This window comes from Ralstonia sp. Ralssp110, from assembly GCF_047325135.1.
Lineage (GTDB): Bacteria > Pseudomonadota > Gammaproteobacteria > Burkholderiales > Burkholderiaceae > Ralstonia > Ralstonia mojiangensis.
The window spans coordinates 3,519,900-3,535,790 of sequence record NZ_CP168610.1 but is presented as its reverse complement, the minus strand read 5'-3'; the positions used below and the strand labels follow the sequence as shown (position 1 = coordinate 3,535,790).

The window sequence follows — 15,891 nt, the reverse complement described above, 5'->3', positions numbered from 1 at the left end:
CATTTACACCACCTCGATACCCGACCCATGGCCCATACCATCCGCGACAAAGCCAAGCTGCTGGCGCGCGTACGGCGTATCCAGGGGCAAGCCGCTGCGCTGGAAAAACAACTCGCCGAAGAGGGCGATTGCACGGCCATCCTGCAGCAGATTGCGGCCATTCGCGGCGCGGTCAATGGGCTGATGGCGGCGGTCATCGAGGGCCACCTGACGGATCACGTGGTGAAGGAGCCTGCCGAGGCGCAGCGCCAGGAAGATCTCGACGCGGTGATGCAAGTGATCAAGTCGTACCTGAAGTAGCGCGTCACCCTTGCGCCATGCGCGCGATGCCGATACGCTGCTCGAACGCCATCGGCCAATTCTGATTCTTCGAATCTTCGTCTTCATGTCCCGACTTCACGCCACCCTCCTCGCCGCCGGCCATCGCGCCTGCGTGGATGACGTGTGCGTGCAGCCTGGGCCCTTCCCTCCTCCTGTCGTGTCTTGGGGCTACGACGCGATCGGCGCACAGCCGCCGCCGCCTCCGCCCGCTCTCGGCTGATTCTCAGCCGCTTCGTTTCCGGTTGACCTGAACCAGGCTCGGGCACACGCCCGAGGCAGGCGCTCGCCTGCGCGCCGGAACCCGACATTCTTTTCGACAGGTGAGTGGTATGCGTTCCATGCAAGCCGCGCTGGCAGGGTCCGGCGCGACGGTTCTATTCGTGCTGCTGTGGAGCAGCGGCGCAATCTTTGCGGAGATCGGGGTGCAGCATGTCCCGGCGTTCGCGTTTCTGGTTGGGCGCTTTGCGCTCGCGTCTTTGGTGCTGGCAGGGCTCGGGTTTCGGCGGGGGCAATGGTGGCCGGCGCGGGGATCAAGGCTGAAGGTGGCCGCCACCGGCGCATTGCTGACCGGCGGCTATTCGATCTGTTATCTGCTCGCGCTGGACGGCGGCCTCACGCCCGGGTTGCTGGCCACAGTGCTTGGCGTGTAGCCGCTGCTCACGCTGCTGGCGACCGAGCGCACGTGGTCTGTTCGGCGGATGGCGGGACTGATGCTCGCGCTGGGCGGCCTATCGCTCGTGGTAGGCGGGGCCGATGCGCGGCAGGTGCCGATGGCCGGTCTCGGCTATGCGCTGGCCGCGCTTTTTTGCATGACGGTTGGCGCCATTGGCCAGAAGCGGCTGAACCAGTCGCCCATTGATACGCTGCCGCTGCAGAACGCAGTGAGCCTTGTGCTGTGTGTGGGGTTTGCATTGGCGCTGCCCGCGCAAACACTGACCTTCACGCCCAGCCTGCCCGGCATCGCCGCCTTGTTGTGGATGGGCGTGGTGATGTCGGTGGGTGCGCAGTTGCTGTTCTACCGGCTCATGCAGCGCGGCAACCTCGTCAACGTGACAAGCCTGTTCTACCTCGTGCCGGTGGTCACGGCGCTGCTGGATGATCTTGTGCTGGGGCATCGCCTTGCGCCCGTTGCAATGTCGGGGATGGCGATGATTCTGCTGGGGTTGGCGGTGGCGTTTCGGGCGCGGCGGTAGACCGGTCGCCCCGTTGCCGAGCGCGCGATAAAACGGGGCGAGCACGCGCGCGCTCCTCGGTGGGGATGCCGGGGCTAGAGTCCTGCGCGGCAATCGATACAACGTGCGCGTCATGGGCGACCGGCAGGCCAATGCGTCCGCCGCACGGTCGTCTTCAACGAGGAGCACTCGCATGCAGTGTCTGGTGAACCGTCAGGCAGATTGCAGCGCGCCACGCCGCGCCTGCCAACTCGTAATGGCGATGGTGATGAGCAGGATCGCCAGCAGCACGGCCGATGCGCCGGCCGTGCCGAGATTCAGCCCGCCCGCGCTGACGGGTTTGGTCAGCAAATCGCCGCCCGTGGCACCCAGGGGCCGGGTTAGCACAAAGGCCATCCAGAACAGCGCCACGCGCGAAATGCCGGTCAGATAATACGCCGCTGCAATCAGCGCAATCGCTGCGGCAATGAGCAGCGCGCCGCCCGCAAAACCGAGCCCTGACGAATCGGCCAGGAAGTCGCCCAGCGCCGTGCCCAGCGTGTTGGACACGAGGATGGCGCACCAGTAGAGCAATTCCTGCCCGCTGCTGCGTACATGCGTGACCGACAACGATTTCTGCGTCAGCTTCCAGTAGATGAGCACTGCGCACAGCAAGCTGGCGAGGATGGCCGCGCCGGTGGCATAGCCCAGGCCCAGCGTGCGGTCCATGAAATCCGACAGCGTGGTGCCCGCCGTGCTGGTGGCAAGGATCACCGCCCAGTACAGCAGCGGGTGATACGTCTTGCTGCGCAGTTGCGCGCCCAGCGTGACGAGAAAGACGCCGATCAGCAGCACCGAGCTGGCGGCATAGCCGATCTTGAGCGTCATCGAGAGCAGATCGCCCGCGGTTTCCCCCAGCGTGGTGGCGCTGATCTTCATGATCCAGAACGCCAGGGTGATTTCGGGCAATTTGCTGCGCGAGGCGGCGGGCTCGCGCGTATGCGCATGTGTGGAGAGGGTCATGCGAATTCTCCAGAGAGGCGGAGGGAGATTCCGCACCAGTCTGCCGAGGCAGACTTAGATGACCCATAGCCGCCCGGTGGCCGATGCCTTACTGCGCCAGCCGCCGCAACTTCCATTCCCCGCTTGGCTGCTTGCACAGCCATGCCGTCCACTGTTCCTTGCTGCTGCCGCGTGCCAGCTCGCTCTGCAAGCGGCGGCACGATTGCCCTGCGTCGGTCTTGGATTCCAGCGGTGTGATGGTCGCGTCGACGGCGGGCTGCTTGCCTGTGGCTGGCGAAGTCCATTGCGCAGGCGTGTTGTCGGCGGTGCTCTTCAGCACATCGCCGATGGCCTTGGTGAACGACTTCAACTCCGTCGGGCTCATCGAGCCGATGATGGTGCTGGCCAGCACGTTGCGGAAATAGGCAAACGAAGGCGTGGCTGCAGCAAACAGTGCGGCGCCCGCGAAGGCGAGCGCAAGACGGCGGCGATGCGACATGGATCCCCCAGGATGTGACGAAAAGGAGCCTTCATCCTAGACCATGCCGCCCCGGCCTGTGGTGCCGCTGCCCGCTCAGCCGCCCAGCTTGTCGAGCAGGCTGTACCACGCCACGCCCGCCGCAATGTAGAAGCGCTGCAACCCATGCAGCGGAATCGGCGTGATGGGCGATACGGGATACGGAAACGCCTCTCCACTGCCCGCAAGCCGCGCGGCGATGTGCTGGCCGAGGCTGGTGCACAGCGCGATGCCGCGCCCGTTGCAGCCCAACGCCATCGTGATGCCAGGCGCGGGCTCGTGGATGTGCGGCATGAAATCGCGCGTGATGGCGATGCGGCCGGCCCAGCGGTATTCGTATTCCAGCGGGCCGAGTTGCGGAAAGAGCAGCTCCAGTGAGCGTTCAAGGTGTGCAAAATCCTGCGCGTCGCGCGGCTCGGAAAAGAAGCCGCGTCCACCCATCAGCAGGCGCCCGGCTGCGTCTTTGCGGAAATACAGCAGCAGCCGTTGCGATGTGGAAGCCGTCTCACCGCGCGCCAGGATGGCTTGTGCATCCGCCGTCTTGAGCGGCTTGGTCGCAACGATAAAGCTGTTGGCAGAAAGCACCGTCTGCGCCAGGCCCGGCCACAGCGGGCCGGTGTAGCCATTGGTGGCGATCACCACGCGCTGGGCTCGCACCACGGCACCGGTGCTGGAGGCAGCGATCCACTGCGCGCCCTGCCGCTCCAGCGCCGTTACGGCGGTCTGCCCGTGCACGGCGGCGCCCGCTTGCTGTGCGGCGCGCACCAAACCGCGCGCGTACGCCATCGGCTGAATGCCGCCCGCGCGGCCGTCGAGCCACGCGCCCGCAAACGCCTCAGTGCCGACCCGGCGCGCGACGGCGGCGCGGTCCAGCATTTCCACCGGCACGCCGCGCTTTTCCCACTGCCTTGCGCGCGCATGCAGCGCCGGCACGGCCTTGTCCGAATAGGAAAGCTGCAGCCACCCGGCACGCACGGGCTGGCAGTCGATGTGGTGCCGGTCGATCAGATCGAACACTAAATCGGCGGAGCGCGAGACGGCGTCGATCAACGGTTCGGCACGCGCGGCACCGAACAGGCTCACCAGTTCATCGGGGTCATGCTTGAGTGTCGGATTGACCTGCCCGCCGTTGCGCCCGGAGGCGCCCCAGCCCGGATCGTTGGCCTCCAGCACCGTGACCTGCGTGCCGCGCTCGGCCAGATGCAGCGCGGTAGAAAGCCCCGTGTATCCACCGCCGACGACGAGCACATCGGTGGTGATCGATTCCATCAACGCAGGCGTGGGCGGCGCGGCCGGCGCCGTGGCGGCCCACAGCGACGGCGGCAGCGGCTCGCCGCCCAAAGCGCCCGGGGCGATATCGAGGTGCGGCTGCGTCATGGCACGAGGTCTCCGGCGCGAGCATCGGCGGGTTTGTGCAGCACGCGGCGCAGAAAGTCTTGCGTGCGCGGCTGACGCGGGGCGCCGAGCACTTGCGCGGCTGGGCCTTCTTCGACGATGGCGCCGCTGTGCAAAAAGCACACGCGGTCGGCCACCTCGCGGGCAAAACCCATCTCGTGCGTGACGACGATCATCGTCATGCCCTCGCGAGCGAGTGCGCGCATCACCTCCAGCACATCGCCGACAAGTTCGGGGTCGAGCGCAGACGTGGGTTCGTCGAACAGCATCGCCTCGGGCTCCATCGCCAGCGCGCGGGCAATCGCCACGCGCTGCTGCTGGCCACCGGAGAGCTGCGCCGGATAAGCCTGCGCCTTGGCGGCGAGGCCCACTTTCTCCAGCAGCGCCATCGCCTTGGCGCGCGCGGCTTCGGGGCGTTCGCCCTTGACGTAGACGGGGCCTTCCATCACGTTTTCGAGCACGCTGCGATGCGGGAACAGGTTGAAACGCTGGAACACCATGCCCATGCGGCTGCGCAGCGTGTGGATGGTTTTGCTGTGTTGATCGACGCGTTCGCCAAAAGCGCGGATCTCGCCGCCGTCATACGACTCCAGCCCGTTGATGCAGCGCAGGACGGTCGACTTGCCCGAGCCGGATGGGCCGATCAGGCAGACGACTTCGCCCTTGTCCACATGCAGGCTCACGCCGCGCAGCACGTGGTGCTCGCCAAAGTGCTTTTGCAGATCACGGATCTCGATCATGCTCATCGTTTGGCCCTCCCTGCGCCCAAGCGGTGTTCAAGCTTGCGCAGGCCGAACACCAGCGGCAGGCTCATCACCAGATACAGCAGCGCCACCAGCGTGTAGACCGTCATGTTCTGGAACGTGGACGAAGCGATGAGCTGCCCCGCACGCGTCATTTCCGCCACCGTGATGGTGGACACCAGCGACGAATCCTTGAGCATCATCACCAGCGTGTTGCCGTATGGCGGCAGCGCAATGCGAAACGCCTGCGGCAGGATCACGCGCCGCATGATCAGCGTGCCGCGCATGCCCATGGCCTGCGCGGCTTCACGCTGGCCGGGGTCCACGGCTTCGATGCCGGCGCGGAAGTTCTCGGCCTGATACGCGGAATACGCAATGCCCAGCCCGATCACGCCCGCCTGAAACGCGGTGAGCTGAATGCCGATGTCCGGCAGCACGAAGTAGATGTAGAAGAGCTGCACGATGATCGGCAGCCCGCGAATGATGTTGACGATGGTCGCCCCGGCCGCAGATACGGCCTTGATGGGCGACAACCGCATCAGCGCGAGCCCCAGCCCGATCACGCTGCTGAGCAGGAACGACAGCACGGTCACCTCCACCGTGACCACCGCCCCTTTCAGCAGGATCGGCAGGAAGTCCTGCGCGTTCTCAAGAAACGTTGCAACACTCATGGCGCATCACCGGTCTGAAATCAGATGCCCCACTTCTTCACGATGGCTTCCAGCGTGCCGTCCGCCTTGATCTTGGCGATGGCCTTGTTGAGGCGGTTGAGCGTTTCGGTATCGCCCTTGCGCACCACCAGGCACACATCGCCCACGTTGGCGGGTTTGTAGCCGGCAGCAAGCTTCACGCCCTGGAAGGCGTTCTGGCGGATCTGGTACGCGATGATCGGCTGGTCGCCCAGGCCGGCCTTGATGCGGCCCAGCGCCAGGTCACGCGTCATGTCGGCCACCGAGTCGTAGCTACGCACTTCCTTGAAGATGCCCTTCTTGTTGAGCATGTCGAGGAACACCGTGCCGACCTGCGCGCCGACCACCTCGCCTTTCAGATCATCGAGCGTGGCGTAGTTCTTGGCGTCGTCAGCCTTGACGATCAGGCCCTCGCCGTACGAGTAGACCGGGTCGGAAAAATCCACCACCTGCGCGCGCGCCGGCGTCTTGAGCATCGCCGCCGAGATGATGTCGATCTTGTTCGACGTGAGCGACGGAATGAGCGCCGAGAACACCGTCTGCTGCACGTTCACGTTGAAGCCGCCCGCCTTGCCCACGGCCGTGACGGTGTCGACCATCATCCCCTGGATGGAATTCGTCTTCACGTCCAGAAACGTGAACGGCACGCCCGTGGCCGTGGCCCCCACGTTGTAGGTGGCGGGCGCGCCCTGCGCCCAGGCAAACGATGCAGTGCCGAGCATGCACAACGCCAGTGCAGCGCGACGGAAGGTGGTGACAACAGACATGGCAATCCTCCAGGCAACGGAAAAAAGACGCACCCCGAACGCGCATGCACGGGGAATGGCTCAACGTAATGCAATGGTTGTGCCAATATTCGAACGTAACGAATCGATTATTAACTATGGAAAACCACTAATCGACGTATGCGAATCGATATGCGATTCTTTGCCCATTGATTTGCCACTGAGCCGCCACTTGTCATGACCGACGCTGCTGAATCTGCTGATGCGCCCGACCTGCTGTTCAACCAGTCGCTGGAAAAAGGGCTGGCCGTGCTGGGCGCCTTCAACGCGCAGCGCCGCACCATGACGATTGCCGACGTGGCCACCGCTGCCGGCATCAACAAAAGCTCGGCGCAGCGGATGGTCTACACGCTCGAGCAGCTCGGCTACCTGCGCAAGCATCCGCAGACGCGTCGCTACCAGCTCACCCCCGCAGTGATGAAGATCGGCTTCAACTACCTGGCCGCCGACACGCTCATCGACGTGGCCAATCCGTTCCTGGCCGAACTCACCAAGATGACCACCGAAACCTCGTGCCTGACCGAGCCCGATCAGGACGAGATGGTGTACGTCGCCCGCTTTGTGAGTGCGCACTTTGTGCCGGTGCACATGCCCATTGGCAGCCGCATCCCGATGTATTGCACCGCGTCGGGCCGTGCTTACCTGAGCGCCCTGCCGATGCCGGAAGCGCAAGCCATCGTCGAGGCGTCGCAGCGCGTGGCGCACACCATGCACACGCGCACCGACGTGGCCGACATCATGGAAACGCTGCGCCTGGCGCGCCAGCGCGGCTACGCCACCAACTGCGAAGAACTGTTCCTCGGGGACATGACCATCGCCGCGCCCATCGTCAGTAGCAACGGGCGGCCGCTGGGGGCAATCCACCTTGTTGCGCCCACCGGGCGGTGGACGGCGGAAGAGATGGAAACAAAGTTGGGCCCCGCGCTGCTGCAATGCGCGCGGGCGATCAGCACGTCGGTGCGGGCACTGGGATAGCGCGGCGCGCGGCGGAGTTGAGCAGCGCGCCGCCCGCCACCTTCAAGCCTTGGGCGCCTTCACCAGCAGCACCGGGCATTCGGCATGCGCGAGCACCCGCCCTGCCACCGAGCCCATCAGCGCCTCGACGAACACGCCGCGCCCGTGCGAGCCCATGACGATGGCCGCGGCCCCCGCACTTTGCGCGTGGTGCACGATGCGCTCTGGTGGAAAACCGACCAGTGCGTGCTGCTCGAACGGCACGCCGGCCGCACCCAGGATCGCGCAGACTGAAGCCATCGCGCCGGTGCTTTCCTCCGCGTACCACGCGTCAACTTCTGCCTTACCGACGAGCGATTTGATGTCGCCAGACAGGTCCGGCATGCAATGCACCACGTGCACCGTCACATCGCTGCCGAAGAGGGTCTTGTCGGCAATGCACCGCGCTGCCGCATCGGAATAGGCCGATCCGTCCGTTGCCAGTAACAGGGTTTTCATGTGGCCTCCTTGCCATGTCTGCGGTCGCGCAGCGTGCGCGGCCGGCGTCTGCTTCCAACGTAAGCGCTGCTGAAAGCCACGCGTTGATACGAGTCAACGTAAGCGCTGTGGTGCGGTCACCCGGTCAGCGTTTGCACAGGAAGGCAGGCAGAATGCGCAGGTTAACCCAGATTTCGCGCCCCACATGACGACCACACCATCCCTTTCCGATTTCCCGCTGCACTCGACCGACAAGCTCCGCTACGGCGACACCGACCGCCAGGGCCACATCAACAACGCCGTCTTCGCCACGTACCTGGAGACAGGCCGCGTGGAAATGCTCTTCACGCCCGACAACCCGCTGGCCGCGCCCGGTTGCGAGTTCGTCATCGCGCAACTCGTGCTCGACTTCCGCAGCGAGATTCTCTGGCCCGGCTCCGTGCAGATCGGTACGCGTGTGGCGAGCGTCGGGCGCAGCTCGGTCAAGTTGGAGCAGGCCATCTTCCAGAACGGCCGCTGCGCCGCCACATCGCAATCGGTAATCGTGCAGATCGACGTTGCCACGCGCCAATCGAGCCCGATTACTGATAGCGCCCGTCAGCGCCTTGCCGCGCTCACCGCCACCCCTGCCGGCGCAGAAGCAGAGTGATGCGCGCTGTACGCAAACGTCCGTCCGCGGAAAATTTTTTAACTTTGCTTGCACTTGCGCCCCTAGCCGGTGGGAAGATGGCTCTCCCGTTCAATCACGCGGAGGTGACCATGGGACTGTTGGATGAAGTGGGCAAGATCGCCGGCGCCGTCGCCGCCGTTGAAGCCGCCGAGAAAGTCGATCCGGATGCCGGCCTGCTGACCAAGGCGGTTGCCGCCGTCGCCGGTTTCAAGGGCGCTGGCGCGCTGGAAGAGATGCTGGAAAAGAAGGACGAAGCCAAGGCTGAAGGCGCCGAGGCAGCCCCGGAAGATGGGGCCGCGCCGCAGGCTTGAATTGCTTGCAGGCTCAAAAGGATTTGGGGGACCCCGCCGGTTGGCGGGGTTTTTGTTTTTTGGTGCCGTGCGTTCGAGGCGAGTCCTTGCCGCCATATGGGCACATATAATCCCCACCGTCACTGCCTTCGCGGTGACCGGGTTTCGCAGCCCATTTTCCCTCCAGACGGACAGCCGCTTCCGAGCGGCGTTTTCATGTCCGGTGCTTGCGCACGCCTATGCTTTCTGCGGCGGGCCGGGCAGGGAGACCTTCGGGTCTGCCGGCGAGCTGGAGTGGGCCGGTCTGCGAACCCTGTCGTCAGGCCCGCCACCCTCGTTCGCAGCGAGGGCCGGGTCTCCTTCAATCCACTCCAGGAGGCCACATGGCTACCGCACTCAGCGGGCATCGCCCCGCGTCTTACCCTTCCCCACCGCCTTGGCGCTGCAGGCTTCCCGCACAACCGGGAGGTGCCGCATGTCGCTGACCAAAAACCGCCTCTACCTGGATGGCGCCGTCTCGGCACGCGCATTTCTGTGCCGCACGCACAGCGTCATGCGCGACCCTGGGCATTGCCGGCCCGGCAGGCTGCGCGAGCAGCTCACGTACTTTTCGGAACACGCGTATCCGCCGGCATTCGTGAAAGGCTTTATCGATGCCATCGACGCGTATCTGTCGATGTCGCTCGGGGGGAGCGACGTGGATCCGCACACGTGGGAGGTGTTGGCCGCCATTGAGCGCCGGCGGGTTTCCGCCGCATAAGAACAGTTGGACCCATCCCCGAGACGGGCGGGGATGCCGACACCACGCCGCAACATCGTGGAATGCGCTGTGGCATGCTGGGCCCTCACATTTGAGGCGGATACAGCGGGAGCCATCTTGAAGCTCGATCACATTGCCTTCGTCGCGCAATCACTTGAACAGGCGCAGGCCTATGCCGCGCAGCGGTTTGGCGTGGCGCTGCCCGCAGGCGGCAAGCATCCCTTGATGGGCACGCACAACCTCGTCACGCAGATTGCGCCCGGCGTCTTTCTGGAGTTCATCGCCATCGACCCGGAGGCGGCGGCGCCCAACAGGACGCGCTGGTTTGCGCTCGACCGCCTGACGCGGGAAGGCACATTGGAAGAGGCGCCCCGGTTGTTCGGCTGGGTCGCGAGCGTTCCGGATCTGGCGCGCAACGTAAGCGAATCACCGCAGCACGAATTGCTGGAAGTGACGCGTGGCGATTTGCGATGGCACTTCTTTCACCGCAGCGACGGTGAAGCGGAAGCGGGCGGTTGCTGGCCCGCACTCATCGACTGGGCAGGCGGCCAAAGCCCGGTCGACCGGATGCAGGAGGTTGGGCTGCGCCTGAACCAATTCCAACTCGCGCATCCGGGGATGCCGGCCATCCGCGCAAAGCTTCATGGGCTGGGGTGGAATGCTTCCGAGCCGGAGAACCAACACGTCGAACTGACCGACTCGGCACGGCCGGCATTGACGCTCGTGCTCGATACGCCGAAAGGGCGGGTGCAGATCGAAGGCGGCGGCCTGTAACCGCCGGCCACGGGTCAGGCGGCGCGCCGCTCCGCTACACGCTGCCGCGTCGAGAACCCGTCGCGCACGCACTGCGCCAACGCCAGCGCCGCCGCACTCGCGCCTTGCGCAGGCAACAGCAGGCTGATCGCAAACATCGGCAGTTCCGGGAGGCCGGCTTCGGGCCCGAGAATGTCCAAGTCCGCCGGCACCGTCGGCGTCAGCCATGCCGTGACGGCCAGCCCGGTGCGCACCGTGGCGGTGGTCGCTTCAATGTTGCCGCTCTCGAACACCGTGCGCCATTCGATGCCGTGCTCGCCCAGCGCTTTGAGCACACGGGCCCGGAAGGCGCAGCTCTCGTCCACCATCGATAGCGGCAGTGGTCGTTTCGCATGCACATTGCCGCCGCGCGGGCCGACCCACACCAGACGTTCCACGCACAGGCATTCACCCGTCGCTTCATCCACCGGCGCTTCGACTACGGCGACGTCCAGCTCGCCGCGCGCAATGCTCTGCGCCAGCTCGGGCGACGTCCCGCACACGATGGTCAATTCCACCGATGGCCACGCTTCGGTAAACGCCTTGAAGATTGGCGGGAAAACGGTGCCGACCAGGTCGTAAGGCACGCCCAGGCGCACCGGGCCCTGCAGCGGACGCGCGGCCATGTCGGCCCAGATCTCGTCGTTGAGGGCGAGCAGGCGCTTGGCACGGCCGAGGAAGCGTTCACCCGCGTGGGTGAGTTCCAGCCGCCGGCCGTCGCGCTCGAACAGGCGGCATTCGAACGCGTCTTCAAGCCGCTTGATCTGCTGGCTGATGGCGCCCTGCGTGAGGTGCAGCGCGTTGGCGGCCACCGTCATGCTGGCGTTTTCCGCCACGGCAATGAAGGTGCGCACGAGGGTGATGTCGAGGTTCTTGGCCATCGAGGAATTCTAGATGCTAATGGATTGCATCAAAAACCTTCGATTTGCTAATGGTTTTGCGCGCTCTACAGTGGGCCATCCGTCACCAACCGAAGAGTGCCGCCCATGGCCGTCGAAGCGTTTTCCTCCATCGCGCCGCTGGTGTTGTTTGCCGTGGTGTCTACCGTGTCGCCGGGCGGGGCCACGACGCTGGCGACAGCCTCGGGGTCGCAATTTGGGTTTCGGCGCTCAATTCCGCTCATGGTGGGCATTGCCGTCGGGCTGGCTTCGTTGGCAGCGGGTGCGGCAGCGGGCTTGGCCGGGTTGCTGATGGCTGCGCCGGGGCTGCTGCTGGTAATGAAGGCGGCGGGTTCAGCCTATCTGCTGTGGCTGGCGTGGAAAGTAGCGCGCAGCGGTCCGCCCAATCTCAATGCCGCCGCCACGGTGCCGACCACGCTGCTGGGTGGTGCCTGCCTGCTGTGGCTGAACCCCAAGGGCTGGGCGATGGCGCTGGGCGCGGCGGCTTCGTTTGCAATGCTGGCGAGTGGCCCGCTGCAACTGGCGGCGCTGCTGGGCGCGACCTTTGGGTTGGCTGCGCTGGCGTCGCTGTCGCTGTGGTGCGCGGCCGGGATCGTGCTGGCGCGGCTGTTGAAGACGCCGCGCCAGTGGCGTGTGCTCAATGCGGTGCTGGGCGTGCTGCTGGCCGTCTCGATCGTGCCGATGTGGCAGCCGTGATTGGGTGGTGATTGGGTGCCGGTCGATCAGCGCACCAAGAGCTTCATCATCGTCTCGAACGTCTTGCCGTACGGCGCACGGAACAGGCCCAGACCGTTGATGGCCGATTGCCGGAACACCGGCTTCATCTTCGAGAACCGCTCGAACCCGTGGATGCCGTGGTACGCGCCCATGCCGCTGGCGCCCACGCCGCCAAAGGGCAGGTCGTCTTGCGCTACGTGCAGCAGCGTCTCGTTGATGCACACGCCGCCGGCAATGGTGCCGGCCATCACGCGGTCGACCGTGGCGCCGTTGCGCTCGAACAGGTATAGCGCGAGCGGCCGTGGGCGGGCGTTGATGTAGTCCAGCGCTTCGTCCAGCGTGCGATACGGCACCAGCGGCAGCAGCGGGCCGAAGATTTCTTCCTGCATCACGCGCATTGCCTCGGTGCCGCCCGTGATGAGCGCAGGCGGGAACTGGCGCGTGCCTTCGTCGGGCACGGCGTTGGTGAGCGGCAGCACCTGCGCGCCCTGCTCGCGAGCCTCGTCGGCCAGGCTGGCCATGCGCTGGAAGTGGCGTGGGCTGATGAGCGTCGTGTAATCCCGGTTGCGCGCCATGTCGGGGTACATCTTGTCGACCAGCTTGCGTGCCGCATCGATAAAACGCTGCTCGGCGCCGGCGGGCAGCAATACGTAGTCGGGCGCCACGCAGGTCTGCCCTGCATTGAGTAGCTTGCCGACCAGCGTGCGCTCCACCGCGCGATTGAAATCCGCATCCGGCCCGATGATCGTGGGTGATTTGCCGCCCAGCTCCAGCGTGACCGGCGTGAGGTTGTCGGCCGCGGCGCGCATGACGTGGTGGCCGACGTTGGTGGAGCCTGTGAACAACAGGTGATCGAACGGCAGCCGCGAGAAGGCCTCGGCCACCGCCGCATCGCCATTGATGACGCGGACTTCATCGGCGGCAAAACTGCGCTCGACCAGGTCGGCAAACAGGGCGGAAAAGCGCGGCGTGTATTCCGAGAGCTTGACCATTGCGCGGTTGCCCGCCGCCAGCGCAGACACCAGCGGCCCGATGGTCAGATAGATCGGGTAATTCCAGGGCACGACGATGCCCGCCACCCCCAGCGGTTGCGGAATCAGCCGCGAGCTGGCGGGCCGGAACCACAGGCTCACGCCGCGCCGCTGCACGCGCATCCAGCGCTTGCCGTGCGATAGCGCGTGCTTGATGCCGTCCACGCTCGGAAAGATCTCCAGCAGGTCAGTCTCTTGCCGCGAGCGGTTGCCGAAGTCTGCGCTGACGGCCTGGGCGATGGCGTCGCGGTTGTCCATGACGAGGCGTTTGAGGCGCATCAGACGGTCGCGGCGCACAGGCCAGGCAGGCAGCATGTCGGCCTGATGGGCAGCGCGCATGGCCTCAAAGGTCTGCTGCATGCGAAGCAGGTGCGGGGCAGGCAGATCGGCAGGTTGCATGGGGGGCTCCTGGCAAGGTGGGCGGATCGGTGCAATTGCAAAGCAGTATGGTCGCCAGCCGCCATTGCGACGGCCTGATACGGCCCAGCCGTGTGCGGCATGCCCGGCCTGCGTGGGCGCACGCAACCGTGTGCCAGCGTGGAATTGCTGCGCCGCAATATCCCGCCGTTGGCGTCGGTTTAAGGGTTTGGGGGCTGCCTCCCGTCGCCTTGTTGCATGACATCGAACGATGCCTCTAATGCGGGTAAGCCCGGTCGTTTGAAACAACCCGGCACGCCTAGGATGTGAGTTCGTGACCGGCAATAAGCCGGCGGCATCGCTCGCCCATTAGAAAACCATCCGGAGACACCCATGGCCACCGAATCGCAGACATCCGCGCTCACCTTTGACTACGTCATCGTCGGCGCAGGCTCAGCCGGTTGCGCGCTTGCCAGCCGGCTGACCGAAGACCCAGACGTGACCGTCGCGCTGCTGGAAGCTGGGCCGCACGATCATCATCTTTCCGTCTGGGTGCCGGCCGGATGCGCGGCGTCGCTGCCGTTCAAGAACAAGCGCAACTATGGGTTCCAGACCGTGCCGCAAGCGGGGCTGGGCGGCCGCCAGGGTTATCAGCCGCGTGGGCGGGGCCTGGGCGGCAGTTCGTCGCTCAACGCGATGATCTACATCCGCGGCACGCCGAGCGACTACAACCACTGGGCGGCGCTCGGCTGCACCGGCTGGAGCTGGAGCGACGTGCTGCCCTACTTCAAGCGTTCCGAAGGCAACGAGCGTTTTGCCGGCCGCGATGACGACGCGCTGCACGGCGGCACCGGCCCGCTGCACGTGAGCGACCTGCGCACCGGCAACCCCATCGCACAACGCTTTGTCGAGGCCGGCGTGGCCGCAGGCTACCGGCGCAACAACGATTTCAACGGCCCCGAGCAGGAGGGCGTCGGCCCGTACCAGGTCACGCAATACAACGGCGAGCGCTGGAACGCCGCGCGCGCCTACCTGCATGGCGGCGACAAGGCCGACGCCACGTTCAGCCGCAATCGCCGCCAGCTGACGGTGATGCCCGACACGCAGGCGCTGCGCATCGTCTTTGAAGGCAAGCGCGCGGCGGGTGTGGTGGTGGAGCGTGCGGGCCGCACGGAAACCCTGCGCGCGCGCCGCGAGGTGATCGTCTCATCGGGCGCATTCGGCTCGCCGCAGTTGCTCATGGCTTCAGGCGTGGGCCCGGCGGAGCATCTGCGCTCGCTCGGCATTCCGGTCGTGCACGACCTGCCCGGCGTCGGCCAGAACCTGCAGGACCACCTCGACATCATCCTGCACAAGAAAGTCTTCAACCTTGATCTGATCGGCTATTCCGCGCGCGGCAGCGCCCACATGCTGGGCGAGATCCTGCGCTACCGGCGCGAGCGTCGCGGCATGCTGGCGACCAACTTTGCCGAAGCCGGCGGCTTCATCAAGAGCCGGCCCGATCTGGCCGATCCCGATCTGCAACTGCACTTCGTGGTCGCCATGGCCGACAACCACAACCGCACGTTCAACTACGGCCACGGCTATTCGTGCCACGTGTGCGTGCTGCGCCCGAAGAGCCGCGGCGAAGTGCGCCTGGCCTCCGCCGACACGCGCGAGGCCCCGCTGATCGACCCGCGTTTCCTGTCCGACCCCGACGACATGAACGGCATGCTTGCCGGCTTCCGCGCCGTGAAGAGCATCTTCGCGCAGCGTCCGTTGGCTGACCTTGGCGGGCGTGAGCTGTATTCCGGAAATATCCGCGGCGATGGCTCCGACGACGAAGCCGTCCGCGCCCTCATCCGCCAGCACGCCGACACCATCTATCACCCCGTCGGCACCTGCAAGATGGGCAGCGCCGACGACGCAATGGCGGTGGTCGACCCGGAACTGCGCGTGCGCGGCCTGACAGGCCTGCGCGTGATCGACGGCTCCGTCATGCCGACGCTCATCGGCGGCAACACCAACGCCCCGATCATCATGATTGCCGAGCGCGCCGCCGACCTGATGCGCCAGGGCGGACGCCCGACGTTAAATGTGGTGAGCGGCATCCCCGCGCAAGCAGCACCGGCCGAGGTGCACTGAAAACAGCGAGGGCGACGAACCGCAGCGCCGCCCTCCGCATACCAACGGTGTGGCCGTTGGAGCCCTAGATGGCGCCTTGAATTTCTGTGAGCGGGCGGAAAAAGGAAGGAGGCCTGTCTGAGCGCAGCGAGTTTGCCTCCTTCCCCGCACGGTCACAGAAATTCAAGGAGAAGTCGCCATCTCGGGCGCGCCTTTCTTTGCTTACTTTCTTTGGCAA

Annotated in this window: 17 protein-coding genes and 1 pseudogene; 9 read left to right on the top strand and 9 right to left on the bottom strand. The window is 65.6% G+C overall.

All coding sequences use genetic code 11. The features are described 5' to 3' along the window. The first annotated feature begins 27 nt into the window (after positions 1-27). Both ACEN9T_RS25500 and ACEN9T_RS25495 read left to right on the top strand, forming a co-directional pair. Complete coding sequence (locus ACEN9T_RS25500) at positions 28-300, top strand: metal/formaldehyde-sensitive transcriptional repressor (RefSeq protein ID WP_092973887.1); 273 nt, start codon at positions 28-30, stop codon at positions 298-300. A 350-nt stretch (positions 301-650) separates the two neighbouring features. Further along, positions 651-1,514, top strand: a pseudogene (locus tag ACEN9T_RS25495) (DMT family transporter). 192 nt (positions 1,515-1,706) lie between these two features. On the opposite strand, the gene ACEN9T_RS25490 reads toward ACEN9T_RS25495, so the two are convergent. The 6 genes from ACEN9T_RS25490 to ACEN9T_RS25465 form a co-directional block, all read right to left on the bottom strand. Further along, positions 1,707-2,495 (bottom strand): hypothetical protein, encoded by a 789-nt coding sequence (locus tag ACEN9T_RS25490; RefSeq protein ID WP_092973893.1) that lies wholly within the window; start codon positions 2,493-2,495, stop codon positions 1,707-1,709. An 88-nt stretch (positions 2,496-2,583) separates the two neighbouring features. After that, on the bottom strand, positions 2,584-2,973 hold the full coding sequence (locus ACEN9T_RS25485; protein WP_413707448.1) for a hypothetical protein: 390 nt from the start codon (positions 2,971-2,973) through the stop codon (positions 2,584-2,586). Between the two features lie 75 nt (positions 2,974-3,048). After that, positions 3,049-4,368 (bottom strand): NAD(P)/FAD-dependent oxidoreductase, encoded by a 1,320-nt coding sequence (locus tag ACEN9T_RS25480; RefSeq protein WP_092973898.1) that lies wholly within the window; start codon positions 4,366-4,368, stop codon positions 3,049-3,051. Further along, positions 4,365-5,126, bottom strand: coding sequence for an amino acid ABC transporter ATP-binding protein (locus tag ACEN9T_RS25475; protein WP_027678739.1), 762 nt, complete (start codon positions 5,124-5,126; stop codon positions 4,365-4,367). The genes ACEN9T_RS25480 and ACEN9T_RS25475 overlap by 4 nt, the downstream gene beginning before the upstream one ends. 2 nt (positions 5,127-5,128) lie before the next feature. Further along, entirely contained in the window at positions 5,129-5,800 is a 672-nt protein-coding gene (ehuD, locus tag ACEN9T_RS25470; RefSeq protein WP_027678738.1) for an ectoine/hydroxyectoine ABC transporter permease subunit EhuD, read from the bottom strand. A 20-nt stretch (positions 5,801-5,820) separates the two neighbouring features. After that, positions 5,821-6,585 carry an ABC transporter substrate-binding protein gene (locus ACEN9T_RS25465; protein WP_413707447.1) on the bottom strand — a complete coding sequence of 255 codons (765 nt, stop codon included), beginning with the start codon at positions 6,583-6,585 and terminating at the stop codon, positions 5,821-5,823. A gap of 195 nt (positions 6,586-6,780) precedes the next feature. On the opposite strand from ACEN9T_RS25465, the gene ACEN9T_RS25460 reads away from it, so the two are divergent. Beyond that, the gene (locus tag ACEN9T_RS25460) at positions 6,781-7,578 is read left to right on the top strand and encodes an IclR family transcriptional regulator (protein ID WP_413707446.1); all 798 of its coding nucleotides are present in this window, start codon (positions 6,781-6,783) and stop codon (positions 7,576-7,578) included. 42 nt (positions 7,579-7,620) lie between these two features. Here ACEN9T_RS25460 and ACEN9T_RS25455 read toward each other — a convergent pair whose 3' ends face one another. Beyond that, positions 7,621-8,055: a universal stress protein gene (locus tag ACEN9T_RS25455; RefSeq protein ID WP_413707445.1), complete on the bottom strand. Its 435-nt coding sequence runs from the start codon at positions 8,053-8,055 to the stop codon at positions 7,621-7,623. 184 nt (positions 8,056-8,239) lie between these two features. Here ACEN9T_RS25455 and ACEN9T_RS25450 point away from each other — a divergent pair, with 184 nt between their 5' ends. From ACEN9T_RS25450 to ACEN9T_RS25435, 4 genes are all read left to right on the top strand, one after another. Next, complete coding sequence (locus tag ACEN9T_RS25450) at positions 8,240-8,683, top strand: acyl-CoA thioesterase (RefSeq protein WP_027678734.1); 444 nt, start codon at positions 8,240-8,242, stop codon at positions 8,681-8,683. Positions 8,684-8,793: 110 nt separating this feature from the next. Further along, positions 8,794-9,015, top strand: a complete 222-nt coding sequence (locus ACEN9T_RS25445; RefSeq protein ID WP_027678733.1) for a hypothetical protein — start codon at positions 8,794-8,796, stop codon at positions 9,013-9,015. Positions 9,016-9,469: 454 nt separating this feature from the next. Further along, positions 9,470-9,754 carry a hypothetical protein gene (locus tag ACEN9T_RS25440; RefSeq protein WP_015856032.1) on the top strand — a complete coding sequence of 95 codons (285 nt, stop codon included), beginning with the start codon at positions 9,470-9,472 and terminating at the stop codon, positions 9,752-9,754. A 117-nt stretch (positions 9,755-9,871) separates the two neighbouring features. After that, positions 9,872-10,528, top strand: a complete 657-nt coding sequence (locus ACEN9T_RS25435; protein ID WP_413707444.1) for a VOC family protein — start codon at positions 9,872-9,874, stop codon at positions 10,526-10,528. A gap of 14 nt (positions 10,529-10,542) precedes the next feature. Here ACEN9T_RS25435 and ACEN9T_RS25430 read toward each other — a convergent pair whose 3' ends face one another. Beyond that, on the bottom strand, positions 10,543-11,427 hold the full coding sequence (locus ACEN9T_RS25430; protein WP_413707443.1) for a LysR family transcriptional regulator: 885 nt from the start codon (positions 11,425-11,427) through the stop codon (positions 10,543-10,545). A gap of 105 nt (positions 11,428-11,532) precedes the next feature. Here ACEN9T_RS25430 and ACEN9T_RS25425 point away from each other — a divergent pair, with 105 nt between their 5' ends. Continuing rightward, entirely contained in the window at positions 11,533-12,141 is a 609-nt protein-coding gene (locus ACEN9T_RS25425) for a LysE family translocator (RefSeq protein ID WP_413707442.1), read from the top strand. A 26-nt stretch (positions 12,142-12,167) separates the two neighbouring features. On the opposite strand, the gene ACEN9T_RS25420 is transcribed toward ACEN9T_RS25425, so the two are convergent. Further along, complete coding sequence (locus ACEN9T_RS25420) at positions 12,168-13,592, bottom strand: coniferyl aldehyde dehydrogenase (RefSeq protein WP_413707441.1); 1,425 nt, start codon at positions 13,590-13,592, stop codon at positions 12,168-12,170. Positions 13,593-13,943: 351 nt separating this feature from the next. Here ACEN9T_RS25420 and ACEN9T_RS25415 point away from each other — a divergent pair, with 351 nt between their 5' ends. Beyond that, complete coding sequence (locus ACEN9T_RS25415) at positions 13,944-15,674, top strand: GMC family oxidoreductase (protein ID WP_413707440.1); 1,731 nt, start codon at positions 13,944-13,946, stop codon at positions 15,672-15,674. Positions 15,675-15,891: the final 217 nt, after the last annotated feature.

Coding starts and splice junctions, on each gene's coding strand:
- ACEN9T_RS25420 (WP_413707441.1), bottom strand. CDS start 13,592: ATGCAACCTGCCGATCTGCCTGCCCCGCACCTGCTTCGCATGCAGCAG.
- ACEN9T_RS25480 (WP_092973898.1), bottom strand. CDS start 4,368: ATGACGCAGCCGCACCTCGATATCGCCCCGGGCGCTTTGGGCGGCGAG.
- ACEN9T_RS25485 (WP_413707448.1), bottom strand. CDS start 2,973: ATGTCGCATCGCCGCCGTCTTGCGCTCGCCTTCGCGGGCGCCGCACTG.
- ACEN9T_RS25415 (WP_413707440.1), top strand. CDS start 13,944: ATGGCCACCGAATCGCAGACATCCGCGCTCACCTTTGACTACGTCATC.
- ACEN9T_RS25440 (WP_015856032.1), top strand. CDS start 9,470: ATGTCGCTGACCAAAAACCGCCTCTACCTGGATGGCGCCGTCTCGGCA.
- ACEN9T_RS25465 (WP_413707447.1), bottom strand. CDS start 6,585: ATGTCTGTTGTCACCACCTTCCGTCGCGCTGCACTGGCGTTGTGCATG.
- ehuD (WP_027678738.1), bottom strand. CDS start 5,800: ATGAGTGTTGCAACGTTTCTTGAGAACGCGCAGGACTTCCTGCCGATC.
- ACEN9T_RS25500 (WP_092973887.1), top strand. CDS start 28: ATGGCCCATACCATCCGCGACAAAGCCAAGCTGCTGGCGCGCGTACGG.
- ACEN9T_RS25450 (WP_027678734.1), top strand. CDS start 8,240: ATGACGACCACACCATCCCTTTCCGATTTCCCGCTGCACTCGACCGAC.
- ACEN9T_RS25490 (WP_092973893.1), bottom strand. CDS start 2,495: ATGACCCTCTCCACACATGCGCATACGCGCGAGCCCGCCGCCTCGCGC.
- ACEN9T_RS25460 (WP_413707446.1), top strand. CDS start 6,781: ATGACCGACGCTGCTGAATCTGCTGATGCGCCCGACCTGCTGTTCAAC.
- ACEN9T_RS25445 (WP_027678733.1), top strand. CDS start 8,794: ATGGGACTGTTGGATGAAGTGGGCAAGATCGCCGGCGCCGTCGCCGCC.
- ACEN9T_RS25475 (WP_027678739.1), bottom strand. CDS start 5,126: ATGATCGAGATCCGTGATCTGCAAAAGCACTTTGGCGAGCACCACGTG.
- ACEN9T_RS25425 (WP_413707442.1), top strand. CDS start 11,533: ATGGCCGTCGAAGCGTTTTCCTCCATCGCGCCGCTGGTGTTGTTTGCC.
- ACEN9T_RS25430 (WP_413707443.1), bottom strand. CDS start 11,427: ATGGCCAAGAACCTCGACATCACCCTCGTGCGCACCTTCATTGCCGTG.
- ACEN9T_RS25455 (WP_413707445.1), bottom strand. CDS start 8,055: ATGAAAACCCTGTTACTGGCAACGGACGGATCGGCCTATTCCGATGCG.